The following is a 26,614-nucleotide window of genomic DNA, read 5'->3' as shown; positions in this document are numbered from 1 at the left end:
GATGTCGTTTGCGTTCAAGACGCGCGGCGGCCGTTGGTGTGCAATGCGTGGCATGAAAACGCCATCGACCGCTCAATGTCCTATCCATGCGAAGCGCGACGGGACGCCGCCTTCGCCCCCGCCCACCGGCACATGGCCGCCCGGCCCGCCCGCTGGCCTGACCGGCTGGCGCCTGTTGCGCCGCATGTCCCGCGACCTGCTCGGCACGCTCGGCGAGTGGCAGCGCAGCTACGGCGACGTCGTGCATGTGCGCACCTTCCCCGAGCACGCGGTCATGGTGGCCGACCCACAGCTTGCGCGCGACCTGCTGGTGACGCATCACGACGCGCTGGTCCGCTGGGAACGCGGCACGAGCATATTCGCGCAGCTACACGGCCACAGCGTGCTGACATCCGAAGGCGATGCATGGCGCGTCAAACGTCATGCGATGCAGCCCGGCTTCGCGCCGAAGACCGTGCAGGCCTTCGTGCCGGGCGTGGCGGCGGCAACGGCGGCCGCGCTCGCGCAGTGGCCGCAGCAGTACGCGCGCTGGCCGGTGGAAAACGCGCTGACCTCGCTGACCATGGACGTGATCTTGCGGATGATGTTCTCCGCGCAAGTCGGCGCGCAGGCTCGCGAGGCCGAAGACGCCGTGCGGGTGGCGAGCGAAGCCGCCAATGCCGAATTCTATTGGCCTGCCAGCGCACCCGACTGGATGCCCTGGAAGCGCGCGAAGCGACGGGCCATACGCGTGCTGAAGGGTCTCATCGAGCAGCATCTGCAAGCGCGCCTCGCGCTCTCTGCTAGAGAATGGCCCGACGACCTGCTCTCGCGTCTCTTGCATCTTCATCGCGAAGACCCGGCCACGTGGCCACTGCAGGCGGTGCGCGACGAATGCATGACCACCTTTCTCGCGGGTCACGAGACGACTGCGGCCACGCTCACATGGTGGGCTTGGTGCATGGCCTCGAACCCATCGGCGCAAGCGGCCGCGCGTGCGGAGGTGAGCGAGGTGCTGCAAGGCCGCGCGCCGGGCGCCGATGTCCGCACCGCGCTGCCGTGGGTGACGCAAACCCTCGAGGAAACGCTGCGCCTCTACCCCGCCGCGCCGGTGCTCATCAGCCGCCGCGCGACGCGTGCGGTGGAACTCGGTGCGTGGCGGTTTCCGGCGCGCACGCTGTTCATGCTGCCCGTGCAGTTGATGCAGCACGACGCGCGCTGGTTCGCCGACCCGTCCGCATTCAAGCCCGAGCGCTTCGCCCGCGAAGCCGCGCCCGCCCAGCGCGGCGCGTGGTCGCCGTTCGGCATGGGTCCGCGTGTGTGCCTGGGGCAGCATCTGGCGATGACCGAGATGACGGTGATCGCCGCAATGGTCTTGCAGCGCTACACGCTCGCGGTGCCGAACGGCACGGCGGCCCCGCGCCCCGTGCTCAACGTGACGCTAAGGCCGCAGGCGCCGCTACATCTGGCGCTCGCACCGGCTTAGCCTTAGCGGTTCGGGGGGATCACGGCGCCCCGGCCAACGCCAGCGCATCCGCACCCGCGACGATGCGGGCCGGAGCCGCCGCATCGGTCGCCGCGCGCCAGACCGCCTCGGCCACGTCCTGCGAGCGCGTGATCGCCGTGGACTGCGCCCACTGCTCGAACACGCGCTGTCCCAGCTCGACATAAGGCTCGGGAATGCTGCCCTCCATGCGTTGCTGCGCGTTCTCGCCGAAGCGCGTGTCGGGCGCGCGGCCCGGCAGCACGACGCAAGTGCGCACATTGAACGGCGCGAGTTCGTGCGCCAGCGACTCCGTGAACGCGTTGACCGCCGCCTTGCTCGCCGCATACACGGCGAGCAGCGGCAACGCGCGCAGCGTCACGCTCGACGTGACGTTCACGACGACACCGCTCTTACGCTGCCGAAACTGCGGCAGAACCGCCTGCGTGAGCGCAATGGTGCCGAGCGTATTCGTCTCGAACACGTCGCGCGCGGTCTCCATCGACATGCCTTCGAGCGCGCCCAGCACGCCAATGCCCGCGTTGTTCACGAGCACGTCGATCGGCCCGGCGGCCTCCACGGCCTCGCGTATGCTCTGCGCCTGCGTGACATCGAGCGCGAGCACGCGCAGGCGCGGCGACCGCGGCAGCACATCCTCGCGCGGCGTGCGCATCGTCGCGACGACGTTCCAGTCGCGGTCGAGAAAGTAGCGGGCGATTTCGAGGCCGAAACCGGACGAGCATCCAGTGATCAAGACGGTTTTCATCAACGCTCCTGCAGGTGGGTTGGCAGTACCGAGACGATAAGCCTCCGTAGCCGGACTTGCTACAATCAAACGTCCACGTTTCATTTGCAGGAGTCCGGTCATGATCGACCCACTCGCGGAAGTGGTCGCGCTGCTCCAGCCGGGCGCCTCGATCTCGAAACGAGTGAGCGGTGCGGGCGCCTGGCGTATCCGGCGCACGGATGCCGGGCAGCCCTTCTACTGCGCGATCCTCGAAGGTTCATGCCGCCTCGAGGTAGATGGCCAGGCGCCGCTCACGCTCGAACCCGACGATTTCGTCCTGATTCCGGAGGCCCACGGCTTCGCGATGTCGAGCCTCGACCCGGCGACGACGCAGACCACTGACACCACCCCCATCGCGCAGCTCAGCGGCGAATACCGCCTTGGCGACCTGAGCGGCCCGCCCAATGTGCAGATGCTCGTGGGTTACTGCGTGTTCGGCTCGCCCGATGCGGCATTGCTCGTCTCGCTGCTGCCGCAGCGCATTCATGTGCGCGGCGAAAAGCGCCTCGCCACGCTCGTACAACTCGTGCGCGACGAGTCGCGTGCGCAGCGGCCCGCGCGCGAGGTCGTCCTCGCGCGCCTGCTGGAGGTGCTGCTGATCGAAGCGCTGCGCTCGACAGGGGATGCGTCGGCTACGCCGGGCCTGCTGCGTGGGCTCGGCGACCCACGCCTTGCGCCCGCGCTGCGGCGCATGCACGAAAGCCCGACCGTGCCCTGGACCGTCGCTCAGCTCGCGAAGGAAGCGGCGCTGTCGCGCTCGGCGTTTTTCGAGCGCTTCCGGCGAGCCGTGGGCGTCGCGCCGATGGAGTATCTGCTCGGCTGGCGCATGGCGATCGCGAGAAACCTGCTGCGCCGCGAGACGCAGGGCGTGGCCGAAGTTGCGCTGCGTGTTGGCTACAGTTCGGCCAGCACATTCAGCGTCGCGTTCACGCGACATGTGGGCGTGCCGCCTGCGCAATACGCACGGGAGCAGGCGGCGGGTTGAGGGCGCTCAGTGCGAAATGCTCTCCAGCGACTTGCCCAGCGTGCGCGGCCCCATCAGGCCGATGGCGACCATCACGAGCGCCATCGCGCCCGCGATGAAAACGAACACGCCAGTCACGCCGAACTCCTTGAGCGTGAAGGCGATGACGAAGGAACTGAACACGGCCGAGAGCCGGCTCCACGAATAGACGAAGCCCACGGCGCGCGCGCGGATGGCCGTGGGGTAAAGCTCCTGCTGATACGTGTGATAGGTGAACGAGATGATGTTGCCCGCGAGCGTCAACAGCACGCCAAGCGTGACGATCGCCACCGCCGCCGACGCCTGGCTGAACAACAAGCCGCTCACGATATTGATCGCCGCCATGCCGACGATCACATGCTTGCGCTCGAAACGGTCGGCAATCCAGTAGCCGAGCAGCGGACCCAGCGGCGCAGCGAGCCCGATCACCGTGGTGTACATGAGGCTCGACGTGACCGTGATGCCTTGCTTCACGAGCAGCGTGGGCACCCAGTTCGCGAAGCCATAAAAGCCCACCGTCTGGAAAACATGGAAGACGATGAGCATGACGGTGCGCTTGCCGTACGGCGGCTTCCACATGTCCGCGAATCCCGCCTTTCGCGGCACCGGGTCGGCGGGTCCTGGGGCAGGGAGCGGCGCTCCGTATTGCCGCGCCACCTTCTCTTCGAGATCCGCCAGCACCGCAGCGGCTTCTTCGGTGCGGCCTTTGCCCGCGAGCCAGCGCGGACTCTCGGGCAAATTGCGCCGGAAGTACCAGACAAAGAGCGCGCTAATGCCGCCAAGCAGCACGACCCAGCGCCATCCGTCGAGTCCCAGCAGCGCACGCGGCACGAGCAGCCACGAAAGAAACGCCACGACAGGCACAGCCGAAAAGCCGATCGCCTGGCACACCGCAAACGCTCTGCCGCGCAAATGTTTCGGCGCAAGCTCGGACAGGTACGTGCCGATGGTCACCAGTTCGACGCCTATGCCCACGCCCGAAACGAAGCGCCAGAAGTTCAGGCCGCTCGCCGTATCCTGGAAGGCCATGACCGTGTTCGCCGCGACATACCACAGCAGCGACCACGTGAAGATGGCGCGCCGGCCAAAGCGGTCCGCGAGAAAGCCACACGCGGCCGTGCCGATAAAGAGTCCGCAAAACAGCGCGGCGATGAAGCTCGCCACACCCGAGGTGCCGAAAAGGCCCGGTGTGGTCGAAGTGAGAATGCCGCTTTTGACGAGACCCGGCGCGACGTAGCCTGTGAAGAGCAGATCGTACAGTTCGAAGAAGAACCCGAGGCTCAGCAACAGAATCAGCTTCCATACCGCGCGCGTGGCTGGAAGCCTGTCGAGACGGGCCGATATTGACCCGTACTGCCCGCTGCCGTCGGCCAGCGCGTTCGCATCGCCGGGGGTTCCATGGTCAGCGGCGCGCAAGCTCGCCGTGCCCTCCAGAATGGCCATGTTTTGTCTCCAATGTAGTCATTCGAATGAATTGTTCTTGACGCTGCGCTCACGGATACCGCGCTTTCAGCTCGTCAAACGAAGCGATCTCTCCCGCAAGCGCGCTCGCCACGACCGTCGGCGGGCTCGCGAGCCAGACGCGGCCAGGACCCGAGCGTCCCGGAAAATTACGGTTGATCGCGCTGATCGTAACCTGGCCCGCGTCGACAGAGGCGCCAGGTCCGCAATTCGCGCACGCGCCGCATGAGGGTTGCAGGAGAACCGCGCCCGCCTGTTCGAAAGCTTCGATGTAGCCGCGCTGCACGCAATAGTCGCGCACGTCGGACGTACCGAATTGCAGATAGAGCTTCACATCGGCGGGCACGCGTATGCCGCGCGCCGCCGCCCACGCCAGCACTTCGTGGTAGTGGTCGAAGTCTTCGCGCTTGCCCGCCGTACACGAGCCGCCGTAGGCGATGTCGACGCGCGGCCGCGCTTCAAGGTCATGCAGCGCAATGCCGTTGCCGGGGTCGCCCGGCGCGGCGAGCATGGGCGAGAGGCGCGTGCAGTCGATGTCGATCACTTCGGCGTAGGGCGCGCCGGGGTCACTGCACATCCACGGCTCGATGGCAAACTCGATACCGCGACGCTCCCGCAGAAAGCGCACGGTTTCTTCATCGGGCGCAACGATGCCCGTGAAGCCGCCCAGCTCCGCCGTCATGTTCGTGAGCGTCGTGCGCTCGTCGGTGCTCAACTGCGCGATCGCGGAACCAGCGAACTCGAACACTTTTCCTACGCCCGCGCCGGCGCGGATTCCTGGTTGCGCGAGCAGGTGCAGCACAAGGTCCTTTGCCGTCACGCCGGCGGGAATCGGGCCGTGGAAATTCACGCGCAAGGACTGCGGCACGGTCATGCGCACCGCTCCCGTCACGAATGCATTCGCCATGTCGGTCGTGCCCACGCCAAACGCGAGACACCCGAGCGCGCCGCTGTGCGGCGTATGCGAATCGGTCCCTGCCACGACCTGCCCCGGCAGCGCGTAACGCTCGGCCATCATCGCGTGGGAAATGCCTTCAGAGCCTTCTTGTATGCCGCTTTCGAGTTCGCTCAAATAGCCGTGATTGCGCACCCCATAGTCGTGCGCGAATTCACGGTGCGCAGCCGAAAGCTCGCGTACGTCAGGCAGCAGGCCGTTACGCACATGCAGCTCGCTCTTGTGCGAATAGGAAAGGTGATCTTCGAACGCGAGCAGGGTTTCGGGCTCATGCAGTGAAAGCGGCTTGCCGAACGTGGCATGCAGCATGTGCGTGGCCATCCCCGTGTAGTACTCGTGGATGAAGCGCCAGTCCGCGCAAACGAAAACGCCCGCGCCCGGCGCGAGCGATTCGCCCGTGTGCTCTGTGCGTAACACATGCCGTTCGAGGATTTTCTGCGCGAACGTACGCGGCGCGTGATTGACGGACCGCGCGACAGGCTCGATCTGCCGCATGTATTGCGCGCCGTATTTCAACAGCCCGCCGCTGCGCAGAATCGAAGCCGCCAGGCCGTCGCGGGAGGCGACCAGCTCCTCGATGTCGATCGGCTCGCCGCGCCGGATGCGCTCGATCAGGCCGAAATCCGTCGACGTGAACAAGCCGATGTTGTCCGCGTTCTGACGATAGATGCGCTCGAAGCTGCGCGCGATGACGAGCCGGATGCCCGCACGGTATTCCGCCAGCGGGCTGTGCTCGCGCGATGAGCCCTTGCCATAGCGACTCCCTGCCACGGTCACGCTGAAGCCGCCGTTTCGTACGGAATCCATACCAATTGGATTGCGCCCGCCGGCCTGAAAGCCGACGTAGGGCACGCGGCCAAGACGGTCGTCGAAGCGCGTGAGCACGCTCATGGGCGTGATCTCGTCGGTCGAAACGTCGTCTCTCAACGCGTCGGGCGTGACGCCGTCCAGATCGGCGCCTCGCATGTCTGCATGCAATTGCCGCTCGACCCGTTCCGGGTCATTGCAAAGAAACAGCACGCGGCCAGTCAATTCCAGTGTTGCCATCCATTTTCTCCTTGAGAGGAAATCTAGACGGCAGCAAGCGGCGCAATGAAGTGCTCGATCGGCAAAGGGGGCATCGCCGTTCGCGATGTCCTCGTTAACCCTCGCGCTGGACGAGCGTATCGATCAAGGCCTGCACGGCCCTCAGGCGCGGCGACTTGCGCAACGCGTGCAAGCGCAGGCTGCGGCTCGTCGCCCAGGGCTCATCGAGCGGCCGGCGCACGAACCCCTGCGAGCCCGCGAAAGCAGACGCCGCGCTGGTCGGGACGATGCCGATGCCAAGCCCGGCCTCGACCATGCGGCACTGCGCGTCGAAGCTGTTGACCGTCACCGGAATCTTGAGCGGCACGCGCGCAGCGGCGGCGCGCTCCTTGAGCATCTGGTCGAGCGAGCCGCCCGCCTGCAGCGCCACGAGCGGAAAACGCAGTACGTCGTGGAACATGAGCGCCTGCATGGCGGCCAGTTCGTGTTCGGGCGGAAGCACGACCATGAGCGGGTCGGCGGCGAAATGCCATGAGTCGAGCGCGCCGGGAATCCTGCCATTCGCGGAAATCCCCACGTCGGCGCGATCTTCCATGCAAGCCCGCACGACCTCGTCGCTGATCTGTTCGGTCAGCGCGATCTGCACGAGCGGAAAGCGCGCCTGAAAGACCTTGAGCCGCTCCGGCAGAAAGCCGACGATCGCGGACGCGTTCGCGAACAGGCGTACGACGCCCGCCACCTCGCCGCTGAGCGACTGGACTTCGCGCGCGAGCGACTGCAACTGGTCGTGCACCGCCGCCGCACGAGAAAACGCGTGGCGGCCCGCCTCGGTCAATTCGACGCCCGCAGGAGAACGGATGAGCAAAGGCAGCCCCATTGCCGCTTCCAGATCCGCCATGCGGCGGCTGAGTGCCGAAGGCGCAATGTGATTGCGGCTGGCCGCCCGGGCAATGGAACCTTCCTCCACGACCGAAATGAACAGCTCGAGGCTATAGGGATCGATTCGCATGCCCGCAATCATATCAGCAGAGTCAATTAAATTCCGACCCGATTTAAATCAGAAAGGCATTTAAAAGGGAGATATAGACAAAAGAATGAATGACATCAGCGCTCTTCAGATCGCCCCATAGTTGCCGATATAGCCGGAAATAGCGGGTGAAACACGCGATCGATGCAGCAAGCATTACCGTCTTCTTTTGAGGTAATTCATACCTTGCTATTGGCGGAAATTCACTAAGTTTCGGTAATTGAAACTGATGTGAATTCGTGTGACATTTTGTTACGTCTGATTTTCACATGTCAGGGGGAATTATCGGTAACATCCGCCGCGCGTCTGACTTCAAGCAGTGACTTAATACTTCTTCGTCCGAAAATATTGCGCACGTCTCCCCTCCTCCAGGGATCCAGCGCAGGGCCGAAATTCCCGACGGGCAGCCGTAGCGAGGGCGCAATATTTACCCCCGCGAAAGCAAAGGACAGATACGCACGTTCGCGCTGTAGCGCGAGCCGCGCGGCGCACGTAGCGGGCGCAGGGCTCATCGAGCCGTTGTGCGGCGTCTGCCAAAACTCATTCTTCAGACCTTAGCCAGCCTCTGAGCGCGCAGCGCGCGCCGTCGCCGGCTGGGCGTCGCTTTGTCTTTTTCGAGCACGATGAAACTCTTTTATCTCTTGCTGTCCTCGTCGCTATTCCTCGCGGCGTGCGGCGGCGGCGGTTCCGGAAGCTCCGGCGATGCAACCAATGCCTCGGCCACGTCGCAAAACTCGAGTGGCGCCAATGGCGGCAGCAACGCGGCCGCAGCGAATGCGGGCACGACCGCGCTCAAGCCCGGAACGATGACCTGCGGCTCCGCCTCGACATCGAGTGCGAGTTCCGGCAGCGCGCTCGTTTCAGCCGATACGCCGACCACGCAAAGCGGCCGCATCTTCGCCTCGGCCACAGCGTTCCCTGTGGCCTTGACGACCAACGCGCCCGCCGCCGACACGCTGATCTGGTCGATCGCCGACCAGTTCGGCAACGTGGCCGCGAGTGGCCGCCTGCCCGTGACGGCAGGCCCCCTGACGACCACGCTGTCCTGCTCGTCCACGCTCGCGGGCTACTTCGCCGTGTCGGCCACGCTCGCCAACGCCGGCGGTCAGCTGCCCTCGCTCGGCACCCGGCCCGCGGGCACCGCGACCTTCGGCGTGCTGCCCAATCTGGCCAACATCGTGCCGACGGTCACGTATGCGCATCAGGACCTGCATCGCTTCGGCATGCAAGGCGAGGACGACAACACCTCCGTGCTCTCGTCGCTCGGCATTTCGTGGACGTACGACCATCGCGAGCTGTACAACATGGAGCCGAACGGCCCCAACACCTTCAACCCGAACGCCAATAACCTCGATCCGTTCTACACCACGGGCCAGGTGATGCGGCTCGTGCGTCTGGACGGCATTCCCGCGTGGGCGAGCCCCACGGGCGCGTTCGAGGACGAAGCGCTTGCGCCTTCCGATCTCTCGTACTACCAGAACTACATGGCCCGGATCGGCACGGAGTCGAACCTCATTCGGACGACTTATTTTCCGAACCAGTCGGCCAACTACTACCAGCTCACCTGGGAACCGGATGCGCAATGGCAAGGCACGAACGCGCAGTTCGTGCAGCTCTATCAGACCGTTTATCAGGGCATCCATTCGACTGACCCGCACGCTGTCGTGATGGGTCCGACCGATACGGCGCCCTCCGGCACCGCCAGCCAGCTCAAGACGCTCGCGCCGCTCGGCTACGCGCAGTACATCGACGGCGTGACGACGCACGGCTACTACGACATCAACGGCACTTCGCCTTCGTATGCGCCGGAACGTCTCGCGACCGACCCCGCCAACGCATCCGGCTCGCTGATCGGGCAAATGCGCGCGCTGCGCAGCGAAATGGCCGCCGACTACAAGCCGGGCATGAAGCTGTTCAGCACGGAGCTAGGCATCAGCTATGACAACGGCTCGTCGTACGGCGCCAACTATCCGAGCGCCAACATCCTGTACGCACAAGGTGCACTGGTGGCGCGCAGCCACGTGATCATTCTGGGCGAAGGCGCCGATCAAACCTGGATCTTCTATGGCGCGGACTTCCCGGGCCTCGTGGGCTATGGCACGTTCTTCGATCTCGCCGACGCCCAGGGCCAATACGGTGCGCAGAACATCAGCCCCAAGCCGGCGGCGATGGCTGTCGCGGCGATGACGCGCATTCTCGATGGCACCAACACGCTCGGCCCGGTGAACGGCACGCCCTCGGGTGTCTACGCCTACGCGTTCCAGCAGTTGAACAACGGCGCGGTCATCACCGCGCTCTGGACGCACAACAACAGCGTGTGGAGCGCGAGCAGCGGCTACAGCTCGACCTATAGCGTGGCCTATAGCCTCGCAGTGGATGCGCCCGGCACGAGCGGCACGGTCACCGTGCTCGACGAGATGGGCAACCCGACCACGATGAGCTACACCAATGGCCAGCTCTCGCTGAATCTGACTGAATCGCCGGTGTACGTGGTTTCGCAGAATGCCTCGGTGGCGAGCGCCAATGCGACGCTTCCCACGGGCTACGTGGCGAACTGAGCGAACTGCGCGGCCACCTGGCCGCGCGAAAAGCGGCACCCCGAAGCGCCCGGCCCGCGGACACGGTTCCGCGGGCCGGGCGCTTCGTCCGTTTACCGTCGACAGGCTTGCTCCCCGTGAGCCGCACATCGTTGCGGTTGGCAACGAATCGAAATATACGCGAGAATATAGCGCTACCGCCCCGGTCCCCTCCTCAATGGGCGGCAAGACAACTGGAGCGACATCAGGTGAACACTGGCAGCAAGGAAGCGGTCGGAGAAAAATTCTCGGCCGACGCCATGGAGCACGCACGCGTGATGACCTGGAAGGCAATCGAGCAGATTGCGGCGGCTATCCGGCCCGGCATGCGCGAATCGGAAGCCACGGCGCAAAGCAAGGCCATCCTCGAAGCGCTGGGCATGGACCGCATCTGGCATCCCGTGCTGATCCGCTTTGGCGAGAACACGCTGCGCATCTTCAAGGAGCGCTCCGAAGACGACCCCGTTCTGGGCGCGGACGACATCTTCTTCATCGACCTTGGCGTGGTGTGGAACCAGCATGAAGGCGACGCGGGCGCAACCTTCGTCACCGGCGGCGACCTCGAAATGCGGCGCTGCGCGCGCGACGTCAAGATCATCTACGACGAGGTGGCCATCCACTGGCGCAGCACGGGCTGCAGCGGCAAGGCGCTCTACGAATTCGCCGCGGAACGCGCGAGCGCCTATGGCTGGCGCCTGAACGTCGATATCAAGGGCCATCGCGTGAGCGACTTCCCGCACGCCATCTACCGGGCCGGCGACCTCGGCGACTTCGAAACGGTGCCGGCCGCCGGGCTGTGGATCCTCGAAATTCAGATCGCTCACCCCACGCGTGCGTTCGGCGCGTTCTACGAGGACCTGCTCGCGTAGCGCCAGGCGTTGCGGGTAACGCAATCAGGCTGACGACGTCTGCGCCTCATAGCTGCGCTGAGCGCGGTCGTCCTGCAACACGCGCCGCCCCGTGCGCGTGAGCAGCACGAGCACGATGGCCAGCAGACTCGTGCCGAACAGATAGCCCGGTGGAATGAATCTGGCGTCCGTGAATCGCGCCACGACCGAGATATAAAAAGGCGCCAGCCCGCCGAACAGCATCACCGCCGTGTTGTATGCGATCGCCACGCCGGTGGAGCGGCCTTGCACCGTAAAGATCTTCACGAGCATGCCGGGGTGGGCGGCGCCTTGCAGCGTCAGGAACAGCATGCCGACGACCTGCACGAACATCAGCCTGTTCTCGCTCGGCTGGGCGAGCAGGTACCAGAAGAGCGGAAAGACACACACCATCCATCCTGCAATAAATAAGCAGAACAGACGATAGGCGCCAATGCGGTCGGCGAGCTTGCCGAACACGGGTGAAAGGATCGACATCACGAGGCTCGTCACGAACACGCCGCGCAGCGTCGAGCCCAGCGAAAGATGCAGCTGGAACTGCGCATAGTTCGGCAAATAGGCATTCCACACGTAATTGAGCGAGGTGCCCGCGATCATCACGCCCATCGCGCACACGAGCGCATCGCCGTTTTCGCGCACGAACTGGCGCGCACGAACGAGCGTGGGTGCCTGCGCGGCGGGGCGCGCCTGCATGCGCTGAAAGTCGTCCGACTCGCCGATATGATGCCGCAGATAAAAGCCGATGGGCCCGACGAGCGCGCCGACCAGGAACGGCACGCGCCATCCCCACGCGGCGAGCGCGTCGTGCGAAAGATGACTCGTCAACAGGTAGCTGCAACCCGAAGAGAGCATGGCCGCGACACCGAGCGAGACCATGTTGAAGCTACCGTAGAACATCTTCTTGCCCGGCGGCGCCACCTCGTAGATCGTGACCGACGAAAGCGCGAACTGCGCGCCCACCGCAAAGCCCTGCACGAGGCGGCCGATCACCACCAGAATGGGCGCCGCGAGCCCGAGCGTGGCGTAGCCCGGCGTCAGCGCGAGCAGCAGCGAGGCCACGGACATTGCCACCATGATCCACGAGAGCGCCTTCACGCGCCCGGCGCGGTCGGCGTACATGCCCATCACGACGCCGCCTATCGGCCGCACGAGAAAGCCAACCGCGAACGTTGCGAACGTCAACAGCAAGGACTCGCCGCGATTCACGCCAGCGAAAAACGTCCGCGCAATCAAGCTCGAAAAATAGGCGTATACCGCGAAGTCGAACCATTCGAACGTGCCGCCCGCCACAGTCGTGATGATGACTTTGCGGATCTTTCTGGCTTCGCTGACCGTTTCCATCGGCTTAGGCTCCCGTGCGCATCGCGCGCAGACTTTGCGCGAAGAAGTCCTGGACCACCTCGACCACCTGCAGGCCGCTGTGGGCGATGTTATCGAGTTCGTCGAAGCGTACGTCGATACCGGCCGCCTCGAACGATGCCTTGAGCGCTCTAAGGCGCTCCGGGCGCGTTCTGCCCGCATCGTTGATGCCCGGCAGGTACATCGGGCTGTCGTCGCGCACGGTGATTTCCCACGTTTCGAGGTCCGCGCGGCCCACCACCATCTGCACCGGCACCCGGCGCAGCGCGGCGAGATCGAAAGGCTTGCCGAAATGCCGCTCGAAACCGCCCACGCCCAGCCACCAGTCCTTCGACGCGTCCAGCAGCGTGACGTTGCCCGGCGCGCCGATGGTAGCCGCCCACAAGCGTTCGGGGTGAACATACGCGAAACGGTTGACGAACTGGCCGCCGCCCGAGTAGCCGAACAAGGCGAACTTCTCAAAGTGCTTGCCGTAACGTTCGCCGACTTCGCTCACCATGTCGAGCAGAACTTTGTCGTAGTGGATGTCGCCTTCCACGAGGCGCTTGAAACCGCTGCGGTCGCCGTCGCCGCGCACGCCCACCGGAAAGAGCGGACAGAGCACGATGCAGCGGTTCCAGCGGCCAAAGCCCGCAAATGCATCGCGGTACTGAATGAATTGCCGGCCGGTGCCGTGCATCACGACAACCAGCTCGACGTCGTTGCCAGGCGCAATCACTTCGGGCGGCACGTAAAGCGTGTAGGGGAACCGCGCATCGTGCCGGCTCGCGTACACCGTGGTCGAGCCCAGGTCATAGAGCGCTTCGGCTTTCGCTTTGTCCACCGTAAGCGGCCTTTCTGCAACTTCGGACATCGGTCTCTCCTCCCAATTCGTTTCCGGTATGGCGTTTATCAAGCTTCAAGCCGCTTCGGCAATCGGCTCGTGCTGGAGGCTGTAGCGAGTGAAAACGCGGTTCAGCGCAGGCATCGGCGCGACGTCCATCTCGCCGCTGGCCGGTTCCATGACGATCATCGCGACCGTTGCACTCAGCGTGTGGCGCGTGCCCGGGCGCGGCGGACGGCAAACCGAATGCGGCGTGCCGAACGCGTCGAACAGCGCGGCTTTCACCGCATTGCGGTCCACCTTCGGCGCGGCGTTGAGCAACTGACGCACGCGCCAGTCGCGGTAGTAGCTGTCGGGCGAGTTTTCGCAGCCGGTGTCGCGCAGCTTCGTGCGGGCGACCGGACTCATCCAGTGGTTCGCATGCACGATCAGTTGATCGTCGTTTGGCCAGATCGGAAACGCCTCATCCGGCGCGCATTCGAAATCGATGCCGAAGCCCTCGGCCATGCCCAGCATGATGTTGTTCGAGCACGACTTGGGCGTCGTGGCGATCGTGCGCATCGCGTTGGCGAAGACCGGCTCTTCGAGCACGCGGCGGCGCAGAAGCGAAAGCGGCACGCCCATCTGCGTGAAATCGCGATCCGATTCGAGGTAGTTCGCCGTGATCGACACGCCCGCCGCGTTCAGGCCGCTGCGCGCGAGGCCGCCCGCTTCGACGAAGGTCAGATAGTCGGGGCCCTCGTCGTTGCGCACGCGCAGCACGATGCCGGTATCCACGCAGTCGGCTTTCCAGTCCCAGTTCTGCGCGTGGATCAGCCGCCCGTTCGCGGAACGCGAAGGCAGCACGAGCACGCCCGTGCAGCCGTCCTCGTCTTCGGCATCCGCCGGTGTCCTCTTGTCGGCGCGCGCCTTGGCCAGCACCTCGGTGCGGGCATTGATCATGACGATGTCTTCGACCGGCACGTCCGCGCCCGCCGCAATGCCGCGCATTTCGTCCAGATACGCCGGCTGGAACTCGCCGATCGCCTGTTCGAGCGAGCGGATCAGCGCCGTTTGCGACGCTTCGCTATAGCCGATATTGCGCAGCGTCTGGCCGTAGCGCGACGCGCTCAAACGAACGCGGCCGGCCACGGCGCGGCCATATTGCACCCCGCGCTCATAGGGCTTGCCGGAGACGCTGACGAACGGAAACGGCTGGATTTGCGGCATCGAATCACTCCCACGCAAGAAACGAATGAACTTGATGAAACGATTCTCGGGCGAGAGAAATAAAATAAAAAGCGTTATTTTGTTTACTGAAAGGAAAGATTTTTTTGTGCTTCGTGCGATCATGCGGGCACGGCATGACATGCCAGAAACGGCCCGAGGAGGCGAAAGATGAGCGAAATCCGGATGCTCCGGACCTTTCTGGCGATCGAGAAGCACGGCACCATGGCCGCCGCCGCCGATCGCATGGCGCTGACCCACGCGGCGGTCGGCGCGCAAATGCGCACGCTGGAACGCGTGTGCCAACGCCAGCTGTTCGACCGCAGCGGCCGCAGCATCCAGCTCAACGACGCGGGCCGCTCGATCATCGAGCAGGCGCGCACGGTGGTGGCGGCCTACGACTCGCTGCTGCGCGGCGTGGCCGACACGCACAGCATCGAAGGCACGGTCACGATCGGCTCGACCGTGTCGTCCATGGGCTTTCTCGCCGCCAACGTCATCAAGCTCAAGGTGCCATACCCCGCGCTGAACGTGCGCCTCACCCATGGCAGCAGCCCGGAACTGGAGCGCCAGGTGCGCGCGGGCGAGATCGACGCTGCGGTGCTCATCAGCGAACCGCGCAACACCACGCTGCCGGAATCGTGGGAGTCGCTCTATGAGGAGCCACTCGTGCTGCTGGCCAATCCGGCAGTCGGTCCCGCCGACGCGTCGGCGGCCTCGCTGCTCAAGCGCTTGCCGTTCATCGGCTTCGAAGCAGCATCGCTCACAGGCAGACACGTGGCGAGCCTGCTGCGCCGTTTGCGCGTGGAGGTCAATCCGGTGCTGGAAATGAATTCGATCGCGGCTATTGCCGATCTGGTACGGCAGAACGTGGGGGTGTCGATCGTGCCGAGCCTGCGGCACGCCGCGTGGGCCGACGACCCGCAACTGTTCGTCAAGCCGATTCCCGGCACCACATGGCGCCGGCACGTGGCCTGGTACGAGTTCGGCCGCCAGCCGCGGGCAACGGCGATCGTGAAGAATCAGCTGCTTGCGGCGCTCTCGAATTCGTAAGTCTTCCTGATTGATTTCATCGCGTGGCGAAGAAAGCCGGAATGGCGGATGCGACCAGCGACCCCGTCCAACGCGATCGCAGGATTCGACGCAGCGACCAAAATCAACGAAAATACCGCGAACCTACTGGAAAGAAACATGAAACGACTGTTACTCGCCGCGCTCACCGCCGCCTCGTTCGCCACCTGCGCTCATGCACAGAGCAACGCGGCCGGCTCGTTCGCCACCCCCGCAGGCACGGTGCAATTCGTGCGCGACGACCGCGACTTCGTGGCGGTCCTCGGCAAGGACATCTTCGACCGCTTCGACGCGAAAACGCTCGCGCATTTCGACGAAGTGGGCCACGACAACAGCACGATTACGCGCATGCTCGTGCAGACCGACTTCGGCCCGGTGCTGTACGACTTTCGCCGCAATCCGCCGCTCGTGCAGCACGTGAGCGCGCGCATGACGATCAAGCGCGTGTTCTGGCAACCCGACGAAGTCGTGATGCAAGGCTCGGAGGGTTGGTTCCGGCTCAAGAACGGCGCGCTCACCAAGCTGCAATCGTCGACGACCACCTACCGCACCAACTAGACCGCTCAGGCGTCTTTTTCGTCCTTCTCCTCGCCCTGCGAGTCGCGAGCCGCGATCTTCAGCTGACGCAGCTTGTGATAAAGCGTTTTCTTCGGCATGCCAAGCTCGTCGCTCGCCTGGGCGACGTTGCCGTGATGGCGCCGCAGGGTGTTCTCGATCAGCATGCGTTCGAAGTACGCAATCTGGTCCGCAAGCGTCTCCCCTTTCGCCGTCGCCGCGCCTGCGGAAAGCAGGCTGTCGCCGGTTAGTCCAAGCACGAAGCGGTCGGCGACATTCTGCAGCTCGCGCACGTTGCCGGGCCACGCATGCGTCATGAGCTCGGACACCTGCGCGGCGGTCACGACCGGCGCCGGCGTGCCGAAGCGGCGCGCGGCCGCGAGCACGAAATGTTCGAACAGCAGCGGGACGTCTTCGCGCCGCTCGCGCAGCGGCGGCAATTCGATCTGCGCAACGTTCAGCCGGTACAGCAGGTCCGCGCGGAAGTTGCCCTCGGCGGAGACTTCGGCGAGGTCCGCCTTCGAAGCGGCGACGATGCGGCAATCCACCGGAATCAGCTCGTTCGCGCCGAGGCGCTCGACCACGCGCTCCTGCAACACGCGCAGCATCTTGATCTGCAGCGGCATCGACATCGTTTCGATTTCGTCGAGAAAGAGCGTGCCGCCGTTGGCCCATTCGATCTTGCCCACGCGCTTCTTGATCGCGCCCGTGAACGCGCCCGCCTCGTGCCCGAACAGTTCGCTCTCGAACACCTGCTCGGGCAGGCCGCCGCAATTCAGCGCCACGAAATGCGCGTCGCGCCGCGCGCTGAAGTCGTGCAGGCTGCGTGCGATCAGTTCCTTGCCGGTGCCCGTTTCGCCGGTAATCAGCACCGACACGGACGTATCGGCGAGGCGCAGTATCTTCTTGCGGACTTCCGCCATGGCCGGCGACTTGCCGAGCACCAGCGCCTCGATCCCCTGCCAGTTGTGCAATGACGCGCGCAGCCCCTCGACTTCGAGTGTGAGCCGCCGTTTCTCGACCGCGCGGGCCACGCGGCCTGCGATCACGTCGGACGAGAACGGCTTTTCGATGAAGTCGTAGGCGCCCACGCGCATCGCGCTGACCGCCGTCGAAATGTCCGCGTGCCCGCTGATCAGCAACACCGGAATTTGCGGGTCAATCGCCATCACATGGTCGAGCAGCTGCAACCCGTCGATGCCGGGCATGCGCACGTCCGAGACGATCACGATCGGGGCGCCCGGGGCGATGCCGGCATAGGCATCGGCCGCCGACGCATACGCGCTCACTGGAAAGCCCGCGAGCGCCACCGCCTGCTCGACGCCGATGCGCACGTTCTCGTCATCCTCGACGACCAGCACGCGAATCTCATTTGCCCTGTCATCTGCCATGCTCTGTCCTTTGCGGCTCCGCGGCCGCGAATTCGATCGTGAAGCGGGCCCCGCCTTCGTCGCGATTCGTGGCCGTAATTTTCGCGCCAAAGCCTTCGACAATGCGCGACGTGATCGCGAGCCCCAGCCCAAGACCTTGCCCGCGCGGCTTGGTCGTCACGAACGGCTCGAACAGGTGCGCCAGCACTTCCGGCGCGATGCCGGGGCCGCTATCGTCGATCGTAAAGCGCACGCAGCCGTGTGCGTCGGGCTCGCTCGCCTCCATCGCGATCACACGCTTGCTCGCGTCGCGCACCGCGTCGAGCGCGTTGCCAAGCAGGTTCACGATCACCTGCTGCAACTGGCTCGACTCCGCGTACACGGTGGTGCCCGGCGCGATCCGCACGTCGAGCTGAACCGCTTCGTCGCGAATGCGCGACTCGTAGATGAGCCTTGCATGCGCCACCGCTTCGCGTAGCGACACCGCTACACGCTCCACGTCCGGCTTGCGCGCGAACGCCTTCAGCTCGCTCGTGAGCACCGCCATGCTGTCCACGAGACGCCCGACGCGCTCGAGATTGGCGATCGCCTGCGCGGGTTGATTGCGTTCGAAGAAGGTGCGCGCATTGTCGCAGAGCGTGCGGATCGCGACGAGCGGCTGATTCAGCTCATGCGTGAGCGCGGCCGCCATCTGGCCGATCACGGCGAGCTTGCCGGCATGCACGACTTCCTGCTGTGTAGCGCGCAGGCGCTGCTCGGTGCGTTCGCGCTCGGCGATCTCACGCTGCATCTGCGCATTGGCCTGCGTGAGCGCGGCGGTGCGCTGCGCGACGGTCGTTTCCAGCTGGTCGTTCGCGCGCCGCAAGGCTTCTTGCGCCTTGAGCTTTTCCACGATCACGCGGCGGCGCTGCACCGCATAGAGCGCATAGAGCGCGGCAATCACAAACAAGCCCGTCACGAACGCGAACGCAAGCCGCTGCTGCCGTCGCGCGCCCGCCGTGTCGAGCAGCACCATGATCGTGTCCTGGCCTTGCGGCGCGGGGCGCGACATCACGAGAAAGCGTGCGGTGCGGCCCGCGCGGCGCAGGTCGGGGAAGAGGCCGATCCACGCGTTGTCGTTCCAGTCGCCAACGCGCCGGTATTGCAGCGCCTCGACAATGCGGCCCGCGTATTGCCGCGACGCCTGAATGTCGCGCTGCTGCGGCTCGGTCATCGCCCGCATGGCGGTGAATTTCCATTCGGGCTGGGTCGAGATCACGATCACGCCGTTGCTGTCGACGACGACGGCCGCTTCGCCAGGCGTGCGCCATGCCGATTCGAGCGCGTCGACGCTGACCTTCACGGCCGCAGCTCCAATTGCCGCATTGCCAACATTGCCATCGTGAATCGCATTCGCGAAGTACAGCCCCGGCACGCCGGTGTTCGTGCCAATGCCGAAGAAGCGTCCGCGGCCCTGCGCGAGCGCGTCCTTGAAGTACGGCCGATACGACACGTTGGTGCCGACGAAGCTGACCGGCTGGTTCCAGTTGCTCGCGGCGATCACGGTGCCGTGCGCGTCGATCACGTCTACGGCGCCGCTGCCGACATCGTTGTTGACCGCTTCGAGGTAGGCATTGACTGCGGGCAACATGCCGCGCGCTTCATCGGGCGATGCCTTGAGCAACGCGCGCACGCTGTCCTGGCGCGCCACGAGCGCGGGGACCATCTCGAAGCGTCCCAGCTCGCTTTTCAGGCTCGCGGCGTAGAGATCGAGGCGATGCTCGCCCACGTCGGCGAGCGCGTCGATCGCGCGGTTCCATGCGAACTCCACCGCGGCGGCGGCCGCGCCGACATACAGCACGGCCGCCGCCGCCCATCCCCACCATGGAATGCCCTTGTAACGCATCTGCACGTTCACCCTCGTCGATTGGCTGCCGCCAGACGGCGGGTTCAGCGAACACCGCGCGCCGATTGGACCGGCGACGCTATCGCGAAGGCGCGTGCGAGGCTCGCACGCAGGGCGCACGGCGGCGCGTCATGCGCCGAAATGCGCGAGCAGGATGAGCGTCACCGTCACGACGATGGCGCCGCCAATACGCGTGGCGATCTGCGCAAACGGCATGAGCTGCATGCGGTTCGCGGCGGTGAGGATCGCCACGTCGCCGGTGCCGCCCTGGCCGCTGTGGCACGCGTTCACGATTGCGGTGTCGATAGGGTACATCTTCATCAGGCGGCCCACCACGAAGCCCGTGCCCATGAGCGTGACCACGGTCGCGGCAATCGTCACGACGTTGACGAGCGTGAACGCGGCCATGAGCTTGTCCCACGGCGTCATTGCCACGCCGATGGCGAACAGCAGCGGGTACGTAACCGCCGTCGAGAAGAACTTGTAGACGACGAACGCGCCTTCCTGCAGCGGCGGCGAAACCGCGCGCGCGAGCTTCACGAGCACGGCGAGGAACAGCATGGCCACCGGCGCGGGCAAACCGAACAGCTTGTTCGCCATCAGGCCGATGAGGTACAGCGTGATCGCCGTGATACCGGCCGCAGCGATGTGGCTCACGTCCACATGCCCGCGAATTTCGTCGTTCGACGACGACGCCAGTTCATCGGTTGCGCCGACTTGCAGGCGGCCGTTGCCGGTGAGATGCGGCATGCGCCGGCCCAGCATGTCGAGCATGCCCGAGAGGATGATGGCGATGAGGCTGCCGAGCATCACGGGCGGCAGCACCTGTGCGAACAGATCGCCTTGCGCCACATGCATGATTTCCGAGTAGCCCACCGAAAGCGGAATCGCGCCTTCGCCCACGCCGCCCGCCATGATCGGCACGACGATATACAGCAGCGTATGTTTGACGCCGAGGCCGAGCGCAGCACCCACCGCCGTGCCCACGATAGTCGCCGCAACCGTGCCGGCCGCGAGCGGAATGAAGATCTTCAGGAAGCCCTGGATCAGCACGCGCCGGTCCATGCTCAGAATGCTGCCGACGATGATCGAGGCGATGAAGAGATACAGGAAATTGGTCTGCTTCGTGAACTCGACCGTGAGGTGCTGCACGGGTTGGGGCAGCACGTGGTAGTACACGAGCGCCGAAGGCACGAAGGTCGCGAGAATCGCCGCCGCGCCGATATTGCGCAGGAGCGGCAGGCGCTTGCCGAGTTCGGCGCACGTGAAGCCGCAGAATGCGAGCACGGCGATGGCCATCGAGATTTCGCCGGGCACCTTGCCGGTCACCGCGAAGCCAGCGATGAGCGCAAACAGGATCACGTAGATCGGCAGCGGAATGATGCCGATGCGGATTTCCATCAGCTTCCACCAGCCTTCGGGCCAGAAGCGGGTTGGAGTCGTGGAGGATGATTCGGGGACCGACTGGCTCACTTGCGAGGCGGTGGATGCGGATGCGCTGTTCTGCACGGGATGTCTCCTTCGTTTTCGCGACCGGACTGCGTCGCGTCTCCGGTGCTTGTTTAATAACGGGTGCGGACTATCGAGGAATAGGCCGCCGGGCGTCTATATAGCAGTAGCCGTGCCAGCGCGTTCCGGCTTGACGAACCACCCATAAAACATTGATTTATTGGGTATTTTCACAAACACCTTCCACTCCGGTCACCCCGCCGCTCCGAGATTTCAGAATCGGCCCGAGCCGCAGGCTGAAATCTCGGCCTGCCTGCCGACCGATTGCATCCGTCGCCAATACCAAAGGCCCGACCCTTGAGCCGATCGCAAGAATTATTTTCAGAATTTGCACTGGAACAGCACCGATCGTTGGCCGAAGATGAATCACCGCAACTTGAGGAGCGAGCCATGAAGATCGTCTTGCCAGGATGCGCCGCTGTTTGCGCCGCGGTGCTGTGGAGTACCGGCGCGCTGGCCGCGCCACCGGGTTCCGCTTACCAGACGTCGGTGCAGTTATCGAGCGGAAGAAACCTGCTTTGCAGCGTGAACGAATCACAGCCTGCCGGCGAAACGGCAGTGCTCACGCGCCGCGAGCAAGTGGAGGCCGATGTCCTCGCCACGCAGCGCTTGCGGCTCGTGAGCGGACCGGAGTCGCCTTATCCCTCTGCCTATACGGCGCCGAGCGTGGCCTGCGTGAACGCGGGTTGATGCCGCAATAAGACAACGGGCTCGATTCGCCTGACGAATCGAGCCCGTTTGTTTTGAACGCGGATCAGAAGCGCGTACGCACGCCCGTCGTCACTTCGACCTGATTGGTCGCCCCGAAGGTCGTGCCAACCGTGTAGCCGCCGTGCAGCTTCATGTAGTCGCCCGCCAGGTACACTTCGGTGCGCTTCGAGAGGTGATAGAAGACCGAGCCGTAGAGCGTTTCCTTGAAGCCGTTGTGCAGCCCGCTCGCAGGATCGAATGCGCCTACGTTGGCGTTCGGAATATCGCCATCGACGTTGTACGCAGCGTTGTGCGTGCGCATTTGCTGATAGCCCAGTTCGTAGTCGAACGCGCCCTTCGGCACGAGCTTGAACGACACCGTCCACGCGTTGTCCTGACGCTGCCCGAGCGCACCCTGATTGCCCCAGTAGCGGAAATAGCCCGCATTGGCGCGCACGATGCCGATCGTGTAGTTGCCGCCCACCGAGAACGCCTGGTTCGTGTTGCCGTTGTTGTTCACATGGTTGTAGAACGTCGAGGCCGTCCAGGTCGGCGCGTTGTAGCCGAGCGCGAACTGATAGTTTGCGTTATTGCCAAAGCTCGTTGAATTGCCGAACGCGTAGCCCGCTGCCGCGTAGATCCCGTTGTCGAACACCTTCTTCCATGCGACGCCATTGTTATAGCGGGTGCCCGTTGCGCTCGCAGCGTAGAAAATCATCTGCTTGAAGTTGTTCGCGTTGGTCCAGCCGCCCTCTTCCGTCGTGAGCTTCGCGTTGCCGTACGGGTCGCCGTAAATGGCCGCGGCGTCGCGCGCGATGGTGTTCTGGAAGCCCGCGGTGATCTTGCCGAAGCGGTCGTCCTCCAGGCCCACCCACGCGTCGCGGTCGAAGATCTGGCCAGGGTCTTCCATCTGGCCGTCGCTCACGCGGTATTCGCTTTCGAGCCGGAAGATCACCTTCGTGCCGCCGCCAATGTCTTCAGCGCCCTTCAAGCCCCAGCGGCTGCCGCTGAACCACGGTTCACCGGCAATGCCCATGCCGATCACGTGATTGCCGTTGGCGTCGGCATGCGACTGATACGTGGGAACGCTCAGGTCGATAAGACCATAGAGTTGAACGCTCGACTGCGCGTGTGCGCCGCTCGCCGCCAGTGCGCCAACCGTCACGGTGAATGCAAGGTGCCTTCTCTTCAAGATCGTCTCCAGGGGTGCTGTGTTGAAGTTTTCATGGACCCGCTGGCATCACTCACCGGTTGCGGCGAGCCGTGTGAATCAGCGGGTGAGACGAATAGTAGAGAGGTGAATCCTTCGCGATTCTTTCACGACCGCTTGGTAATACTAAGTAAAATCACTAATACCGGTAGAGAAGCGGACCTGTTCACGCCGGCATGGGCTCCTTCGCGCGAAGGATGTAGCCAAGGCCGCGCAGCGTGGTGATTTGCACGCTCGACTCCGCGAGATGTTTGCGCAGCCTGTGAATGTAGATGTCGATCGCGTCCACACTCGGGTCGTCGCTCAGGCTGCAGATGCGCTCGAGCAGCGCATGCTTGGGCACGGCCTTGCCCTGGCGCAGCATCAGTGCTTCGAGTATGGAATGCTCGCGCCTGCGTAGCGTGAGCGGCGCGTCCTTGTGACGGAATTCTCGCGTGTCGCAAACGTACCGCAGGTCGCCGCAGGTGAGCCAGCCCGACTTCTCGCCCGTCTGCCGCCGTATCAGCGCCTTGATGCGCGCCACCAGTTCGCGGCTGTCGAACGGCTTGACCACGTAATCGTCGGCGCCGGCGCCGAAACACGCCACCTTGTCGTCGATCGAGCCATGCGCGGTCAGCATGAGCACGGGCACGTTATTGCGCCTGCGCCGCAAGCGGTTGAGCACGTCCTTGCCGCTCAGGCGCGGCAGGCGCATGTCGAGAAGCACGAGATCGTAGCTCTGCGTAAGCAGCACGGAATCCGCGGCCTCTCCGTCGACCACGCAGTCCACCGTGAAATTCTCGGCGCGCAACAGGTTGACGATCCAGTGCGCGAGTTCGGCATTGTCTTCTACGAGCAGCAGCTTCATGGTCCTTCCTCACTTCCTCTCATCCGGGCCACACAGGCAAGCGCACCGTCGCAACAAGACCCACGCGCGCGGCCCCCGCGGCCACGCTCACCGAGCCGCCGTGCGAGCGCGCGACCTGGTGCACGATGGCAAGACCGAGGCCTGTGCCTTCGGTATCCGCCGCCACGCGATAGAAGCGCTCGAACACATGCGCGCGCGCCTCGGCGGGAATACCTGGGCCGTTGTCCACCACCTGCAGCATGACCTCGCTGCCTTCGCTGCGGCAGATGGCAGTCACGCGGCCGCCGGGCTGCGTATAGCGTATGGCGTTGTCGATCAGGTTCGACACGAGCGATGCAAGCAGGCCCGTGTTGCCCGCCACGTGCACATCGTCGGCAAGTTCCGCGCCGAGATCGATGCCGCGCCGCTCGGCGGCCTGAACCATCTCCTCGAGCACCGAAGACACGACCTCAGTGAAATCGACACGTGTCTGGCTGCGCGACGACTGCGCCATCGACTCTGCCTGCGCGAGCAGAAGTAGTTGATTCGTCAACTCCGCCATTTTCTGGCTGGTGCGGCGCACGCCTTTGAGCGCGTCGTAAAGCGCGGGATCGCGCGCGTCGCATTGACTCGCGAATTGCGTTTGCGTGGTGAGCAGCGTGAGCGGGGTGCGCAACTGGTGCGCCGCGTCGGCAATGAACTGGCGCTGCATGGCGGCGTGCACCTTGAGCCGCGCGATGCACTGGTTGATCGCTTCGACGATGGGCCTCAGCTCCGAAGGCAGATGGTCCGGGCGGATCGGCTCCAGTTGCACGGGCTCGCGGTCGGCCACGTCGTCCTTGAGCTTCATGAGCGGCCGCAGTTCGAGCGTGAGCCCGAGCGGCACGAGCAGCGCGACGAGCGCCAGCATGAGCCACTGGCGTGCAAGCTGCGGCCGCCACAAGGCGCTGATCATCGCTTCGCGCGACGCGCTCGTCTTGCCGACGATCACCACGACGCGTTCGGCGCGGCCCGAGTCGTAGAGCATGCGCTCGTAAGCCACGGCGCGAATCGGCATACCCGCGTACGCGGTGTCGTAGAACACTGGGGCGTTGGCGGTATCCGCACGCGGCAGCGGCAAGTCCGGCGCGCCGCCCAGCAGGCGGCCATTGCCGGCCAGCACCTTGTAGAAAACGTGGTCCTGCCACGGCGATTCGAACAGCTCCAGCGCCGCAGGCGGAATCGACGCGCGGAGGGAACCGTTGTCCCAGTCGACGTCTTCGATGATCGTACGCGCCGAGTTCAGCAGCGAATGGTCCTGCACGAGATCCGCAGTCTGCCGTGCGGCGTCATACGACACGCCGCTCGTCACGACGACAAATACGGCGAGCGGCACCAGCAGCCACAACAGCAATCGCGCACGCAGACTATGCACCATGTCACGCTCTCAAAGGTACGAGCCGCGAGACGGCGCGCGCAGAACGGCGCTCGGCGTGCTTCATTTCGCGCTGACGAATTCGTTCGTATACGTGCCAGACAAATCCACGTGCTTCCCCTTGACCGAAGGATTGAAACTCGAAAGCACCTTCAGCACGGTCGCCGGACCGTCGGCCGGCATCTTGCCGTCTGCGGTGTACATCGGCAGCGAGGCCTTGAGTGCGCTGACATACAGCGCCTTGTCCTTTTGATAATCGGCCGGCATTTGCGCGGCGATTTCCTCGGCGCTATGCGTGTGAATGAACTGCATGGTGCGCACGAACGCGTGCGCGAGCTTCGCCGCCTGCGCCTTGTGCGACTCGGCCCACGCGTTCTGCACGTAAAGGCTCGCGGCGGGATAGGTGCCGCCGAGCGCGGCGCGCGTGCCTTCCACCGAGCGCATGTCCACGAGCACCTTCGCATCGCCGGCTTTCTGCAGCGCCGAAACGGTCGGCTCGGTCGTCATGCCCGCGTCGATGCGCCCTTGCTTGATGGCGGCAATGAAACTCGCGTCCGCACCCACCGGCAACATGGTGTATGCGCTGGACGCGACGCCGTGCTGGCTCGCGAGATACTGCGTGAGAAAGCTGGTCGAGGAGCCCAGGCCCGTCACGCCCAGCGTTTTGCCTTTGACGTCGCCCATGGACTTGATGGTGCCGGCCGCTTTAGACGACACCATCTCCACTTCGCCCGGCACCTGACCGAACACGACGATCGCCTTGACGTCCTTACCTTTGGTCTGCAAGTCGATGGTGTGATCGTAGAAGCCCACAACGCCCTGCACTGCGCCCGCGAGCAGTTCGTTCTCGGCATCCACGCCCGCGGGTTGCGAGAGCAACTCGACATTCAGCCCTTCGTCCCTGAAATAACCCAGTTGCTCCGTGAGGCGCGCGGGCAGGTAAATGAGCTTCGTAATTCCGCCCACCATGATGGTGATCTTGTCGCCGGCATCGTCGGCGGCATGAGCGCCGTGAAGCGCCATGGCAAACAGCAGGCCGCCAGCGAGTGCGACTTGACGCAGCGCGCCAAAACTGGGTTGCATTGAGTGTCTCCGTCAGAATGGGCCGGCGGCGCAAGGCTGGCCGCCTCGATCGTTTCGGGGATTTTAGTGATCCAAACCCTTCCCGAAGCTTTCGCGGGTCGCGCCGATTTATACGGGATTTCCATGAGCGGCGGCGTTATTTATACTTTTTATTTTTCTGAATAAAAATAGCTTTTATTCAGCGTGAATCGCTCGCCAATTCGATGCGTCGTGGCGCTGGAATCTGCTACTGGACCGAAGTCGAACGCCAGCGGCAGCATCGCTATGACTGACTTCTACAGGATTACTTATTGATTCACGGCACGGAACGCATCGACGTTCCGTGTTCATTCAGCAGGAGCCCGCTCCAGCCGTTACCTTCGATCGAGCGGCTATCCGGCCACCCGAAGCGCCAGTCAAATAGCGCGCTGAACGGCCCGTGCAGAGTCC

At 64.5% G+C, this 26,614-nt stretch carries 21 protein-coding genes; 7 read left to right on the top strand and 14 right to left on the bottom strand.

Translation table 11 applies throughout. The annotated features are described in order from the left end of the window. Positions 1-52: 52 nt before the first annotated feature. The gene (locus tag U5A52_RS10420; RefSeq protein ID WP_321934701.1) at positions 53-1,465 is read left to right on the top strand and encodes a cytochrome P450; all 1,413 of its coding nucleotides are present in this window, start codon (positions 53-55) and stop codon (positions 1,463-1,465) included. A gap of 19 nt (positions 1,466-1,484) precedes the next feature. Here the strand turns inward: U5A52_RS10420 and U5A52_RS10415 are convergent, their stop codons facing one another. Continuing rightward, positions 1,485-2,228, bottom strand: coding sequence for an SDR family oxidoreductase (locus U5A52_RS10415; RefSeq protein WP_321907947.1), 744 nt, complete (start codon positions 2,226-2,228; stop codon positions 1,485-1,487). 100 nt (positions 2,229-2,328) lie between these two features. Here U5A52_RS10415 and U5A52_RS10410 point away from each other — a divergent pair, with 100 nt between their 5' ends. Further along, positions 2,329-3,234, top strand: a complete 906-nt coding sequence (locus U5A52_RS10410) for an AraC family transcriptional regulator (protein WP_321934700.1) — start codon at positions 2,329-2,331, stop codon at positions 3,232-3,234. A gap of 6 nt (positions 3,235-3,240) precedes the next feature. Here U5A52_RS10410 and U5A52_RS10405 read toward each other — a convergent pair whose 3' ends face one another. The 3 genes from U5A52_RS10405 to U5A52_RS10395 all read right to left on the bottom strand — a co-directional run bounded on the left by U5A52_RS10405 (position 3,241) and on the right by U5A52_RS10395 (position 7,703). Next, on the bottom strand, positions 3,241-4,695 hold the full coding sequence (locus U5A52_RS10405) for an MFS transporter (RefSeq protein WP_321907951.1): 1,455 nt from the start codon (positions 4,693-4,695) through the stop codon (positions 3,241-3,243). A 49-nt stretch (positions 4,696-4,744) separates the two neighbouring features. Then, positions 4,745-6,715: an aconitase family protein gene (locus U5A52_RS10400; protein ID WP_321934699.1), complete on the bottom strand. Its 1,971-nt coding sequence runs from the start codon at positions 6,713-6,715 to the stop codon at positions 4,745-4,747. Between the two features lie 94 nt (positions 6,716-6,809). Next, positions 6,810-7,703, bottom strand: a complete 894-nt coding sequence (locus U5A52_RS10395; protein ID WP_321934698.1) for a LysR family transcriptional regulator — start codon at positions 7,701-7,703, stop codon at positions 6,810-6,812. Between the two features lie 641 nt (positions 7,704-8,344). Here U5A52_RS10395 and U5A52_RS10390 point away from each other — a divergent pair. Beyond that, positions 8,345-10,279, top strand: a complete 1,935-nt coding sequence (locus tag U5A52_RS10390; RefSeq protein WP_321907957.1) for a hypothetical protein — start codon at positions 8,345-8,347, stop codon at positions 10,277-10,279. Positions 10,280-10,506: 227 nt separating this feature from the next. Further along, on the top strand, positions 10,507-11,166 hold the full coding sequence (locus tag U5A52_RS10385) for a M24 family metallopeptidase (RefSeq protein WP_321907960.1): 660 nt from the start codon (positions 10,507-10,509) through the stop codon (positions 11,164-11,166). 24 nt (positions 11,167-11,190) lie between these two features. Here the strand turns inward: U5A52_RS10385 and U5A52_RS10380 are convergent, their stop codons facing one another. From U5A52_RS10380 to U5A52_RS10370, 3 genes are read right to left on the bottom strand one after another with little or no spacing between them, the layout of a single operon-like run. Continuing rightward, the gene (locus U5A52_RS10380) at positions 11,191-12,525 is read right to left on the bottom strand and encodes an MFS transporter (RefSeq protein ID WP_321934697.1); all 1,335 of its coding nucleotides are present in this window, start codon (positions 12,523-12,525) and stop codon (positions 11,191-11,193) included. A 4-nt stretch (positions 12,526-12,529) separates the two neighbouring features. Then, positions 12,530-13,396, bottom strand: a complete 867-nt coding sequence (locus U5A52_RS10375) for an alpha/beta hydrolase (protein ID WP_321934696.1) — start codon at positions 13,394-13,396, stop codon at positions 12,530-12,532. 45 nt (positions 13,397-13,441) lie between these two features. Beyond that, positions 13,442-14,575: a C45 family peptidase gene (locus tag U5A52_RS10370; RefSeq protein ID WP_321934695.1), complete on the bottom strand. Its 1,134-nt coding sequence runs from the start codon at positions 14,573-14,575 to the stop codon at positions 13,442-13,444. Between the two features lie 168 nt (positions 14,576-14,743). Between U5A52_RS10370 and U5A52_RS10365 the strand changes: the two genes are divergently transcribed. After that, positions 14,744-15,625, top strand: a complete 882-nt coding sequence (locus tag U5A52_RS10365; RefSeq protein ID WP_321907969.1) for a LysR family transcriptional regulator — start codon at positions 14,744-14,746, stop codon at positions 15,623-15,625. A gap of 138 nt (positions 15,626-15,763) precedes the next feature. After that, positions 15,764-16,201 carry a hypothetical protein gene (locus U5A52_RS10360; protein ID WP_321907971.1) on the top strand — a complete coding sequence of 146 codons (438 nt, stop codon included), beginning with the start codon at positions 15,764-15,766 and terminating at the stop codon, positions 16,199-16,201. Between the two features lie 5 nt (positions 16,202-16,206). Here U5A52_RS10360 and U5A52_RS10355 read toward each other — a convergent pair whose 3' ends face one another. From U5A52_RS10355 to U5A52_RS10345, 3 genes are all read right to left on the bottom strand, one after another. Continuing rightward, positions 16,207-17,589, bottom strand: coding sequence for a sigma-54 dependent transcriptional regulator (locus tag U5A52_RS10355; protein WP_321934694.1), 1,383 nt, complete (start codon positions 17,587-17,589; stop codon positions 16,207-16,209). Then, positions 17,579-19,453, bottom strand: coding sequence for a sensor histidine kinase (locus U5A52_RS10350; protein ID WP_321934805.1), 1,875 nt, complete (start codon positions 19,451-19,453; stop codon positions 17,579-17,581). The genes U5A52_RS10355 and U5A52_RS10350 overlap by 11 nt, the downstream gene beginning before the upstream one ends. 129 nt (positions 19,454-19,582) lie before the next feature. Beyond that, positions 19,583-20,854 carry a 2-hydroxycarboxylate transporter family protein gene (locus U5A52_RS10345; RefSeq protein ID WP_415764298.1) on the bottom strand — a complete coding sequence of 424 codons (1,272 nt, stop codon included), beginning with the start codon at positions 20,852-20,854 and terminating at the stop codon, positions 19,583-19,585. A gap of 498 nt (positions 20,855-21,352) precedes the next feature. Here U5A52_RS10345 and U5A52_RS10340 point away from each other — a divergent pair, with 498 nt between their 5' ends. Continuing rightward, positions 21,353-21,652 carry a hypothetical protein gene (locus U5A52_RS10340; RefSeq protein WP_321934693.1) on the top strand — a complete coding sequence of 100 codons (300 nt, stop codon included), beginning with the start codon at positions 21,353-21,355 and terminating at the stop codon, positions 21,650-21,652. Between the two features lie 64 nt (positions 21,653-21,716). Here U5A52_RS10340 and U5A52_RS10335 read toward each other — a convergent pair whose 3' ends face one another. The 4 genes from U5A52_RS10335 to U5A52_RS10320 all read right to left on the bottom strand — a co-directional run bounded on the left by U5A52_RS10335 (position 21,717) and on the right by U5A52_RS10320 (position 26,185). Further along, positions 21,717-22,856, bottom strand: coding sequence for a porin (locus U5A52_RS10335; RefSeq protein ID WP_321908567.1), 1,140 nt, complete (start codon positions 22,854-22,856; stop codon positions 21,717-21,719). A gap of 172 nt (positions 22,857-23,028) precedes the next feature. After that, entirely contained in the window at positions 23,029-23,709 is a 681-nt protein-coding gene (locus tag U5A52_RS10330; RefSeq protein ID WP_321907978.1) for a response regulator, read from the bottom strand. Between the two features lie 19 nt (positions 23,710-23,728). Next, entirely contained in the window at positions 23,729-25,105 is a 1,377-nt protein-coding gene (locus U5A52_RS10325; RefSeq protein WP_321907980.1) for a sensor histidine kinase, read from the bottom strand. Between the two features lie 60 nt (positions 25,106-25,165). Further along, a complete protein-coding gene (locus U5A52_RS10320; RefSeq protein ID WP_321934692.1) occupies positions 25,166-26,185 on the bottom strand; it encodes an ABC transporter substrate-binding protein in 1,020 nt (339 codons plus the stop codon). Positions 26,186-26,614 lie beyond the last annotated feature (429 nt).

The sequence above is a fragment of the Paraburkholderia sp. J8-2 genome (genome assembly GCF_905220195.1).
Taxonomy (GTDB): Bacteria; Pseudomonadota; Gammaproteobacteria; order Burkholderiales; family Burkholderiaceae; genus Paraburkholderia.
Note: the sequence above shows the minus strand (reverse complement) of the source record. Positions and strands in the feature narration are given on the sequence as shown.

What these genes read in the sequence shown, in the direction of transcription:
- U5A52_RS10395 (WP_321934698.1), bottom strand. Translation starts at nt 7,703, where the DNA reads ATGCGAATCGATCCCTATAGCCTCGAGCTGTTCATTTCGGTCGTGGAG.
- U5A52_RS10420 (WP_321934701.1), top strand. Translation starts at nt 53, where the DNA reads ATGAAAACGCCATCGACCGCTCAATGTCCTATCCATGCGAAGCGCGAC.
- U5A52_RS10405 (WP_321907951.1), bottom strand. Translation starts at nt 4,695, where the DNA reads ATGGCCATTCTGGAGGGCACGGCGAGCTTGCGCGCCGCTGACCATGGA.
- U5A52_RS10320 (WP_321934692.1), bottom strand. Translation starts at nt 26,185, where the DNA reads ATGCAACCCAGTTTTGGCGCGCTGCGTCAAGTCGCACTCGCTGGCGGC.
- U5A52_RS10390 (WP_321907957.1), top strand. Translation starts at nt 8,345, where the DNA reads ATGAAACTCTTTTATCTCTTGCTGTCCTCGTCGCTATTCCTCGCGGCG.
- U5A52_RS10410 (WP_321934700.1), top strand. Translation starts at nt 2,329, where the DNA reads ATGATCGACCCACTCGCGGAAGTGGTCGCGCTGCTCCAGCCGGGCGCC.
- U5A52_RS10365 (WP_321907969.1), top strand. Translation starts at nt 14,744, where the DNA reads ATGAGCGAAATCCGGATGCTCCGGACCTTTCTGGCGATCGAGAAGCAC.
- U5A52_RS10345 (WP_415764298.1), bottom strand. Translation starts at nt 20,854, where the DNA reads ATGGAAATCCGCATCGGCATCATTCCGCTGCCGATCTACGTGATCCTG.
- U5A52_RS10340 (WP_321934693.1), top strand. Translation starts at nt 21,353, where the DNA reads ATGAAGATCGTCTTGCCAGGATGCGCCGCTGTTTGCGCCGCGGTGCTG.
- U5A52_RS10415 (WP_321907947.1), bottom strand. Translation starts at nt 2,228, where the DNA reads ATGAAAACCGTCTTGATCACTGGATGCTCGTCCGGTTTCGGCCTCGAA.
- U5A52_RS10350 (WP_321934805.1), bottom strand. Translation starts at nt 19,453, where the DNA reads ATGCGTTACAAGGGCATTCCATGGTGGGGATGGGCGGCGGCGGCCGTG.
- U5A52_RS10360 (WP_321907971.1), top strand. Translation starts at nt 15,764, where the DNA reads ATGAAACGACTGTTACTCGCCGCGCTCACCGCCGCCTCGTTCGCCACC.
- U5A52_RS10355 (WP_321934694.1), bottom strand. Translation starts at nt 17,589, where the DNA reads ATGGCAGATGACAGGGCAAATGAGATTCGCGTGCTGGTCGTCGAGGAT.
- U5A52_RS10400 (WP_321934699.1), bottom strand. Translation starts at nt 6,715, where the DNA reads ATGGCAACACTGGAATTGACTGGCCGCGTGCTGTTTCTTTGCAATGAC.
- U5A52_RS10380 (WP_321934697.1), bottom strand. Translation starts at nt 12,525, where the DNA reads ATGGAAACGGTCAGCGAAGCCAGAAAGATCCGCAAAGTCATCATCACG.
- U5A52_RS10330 (WP_321907978.1), bottom strand. Translation starts at nt 23,709, where the DNA reads ATGAAGCTGCTGCTCGTAGAAGACAATGCCGAACTCGCGCACTGGATC.
- U5A52_RS10375 (WP_321934696.1), bottom strand. Translation starts at nt 13,396, where the DNA reads ATGTCCGAAGTTGCAGAAAGGCCGCTTACGGTGGACAAAGCGAAAGCC.
- U5A52_RS10370 (WP_321934695.1), bottom strand. Translation starts at nt 14,575, where the DNA reads ATGCCGCAAATCCAGCCGTTTCCGTTCGTCAGCGTCTCCGGCAAGCCC.
- U5A52_RS10325 (WP_321907980.1), bottom strand. Translation starts at nt 25,105, where the DNA reads ATGGTGCATAGTCTGCGTGCGCGATTGCTGTTGTGGCTGCTGGTGCCG.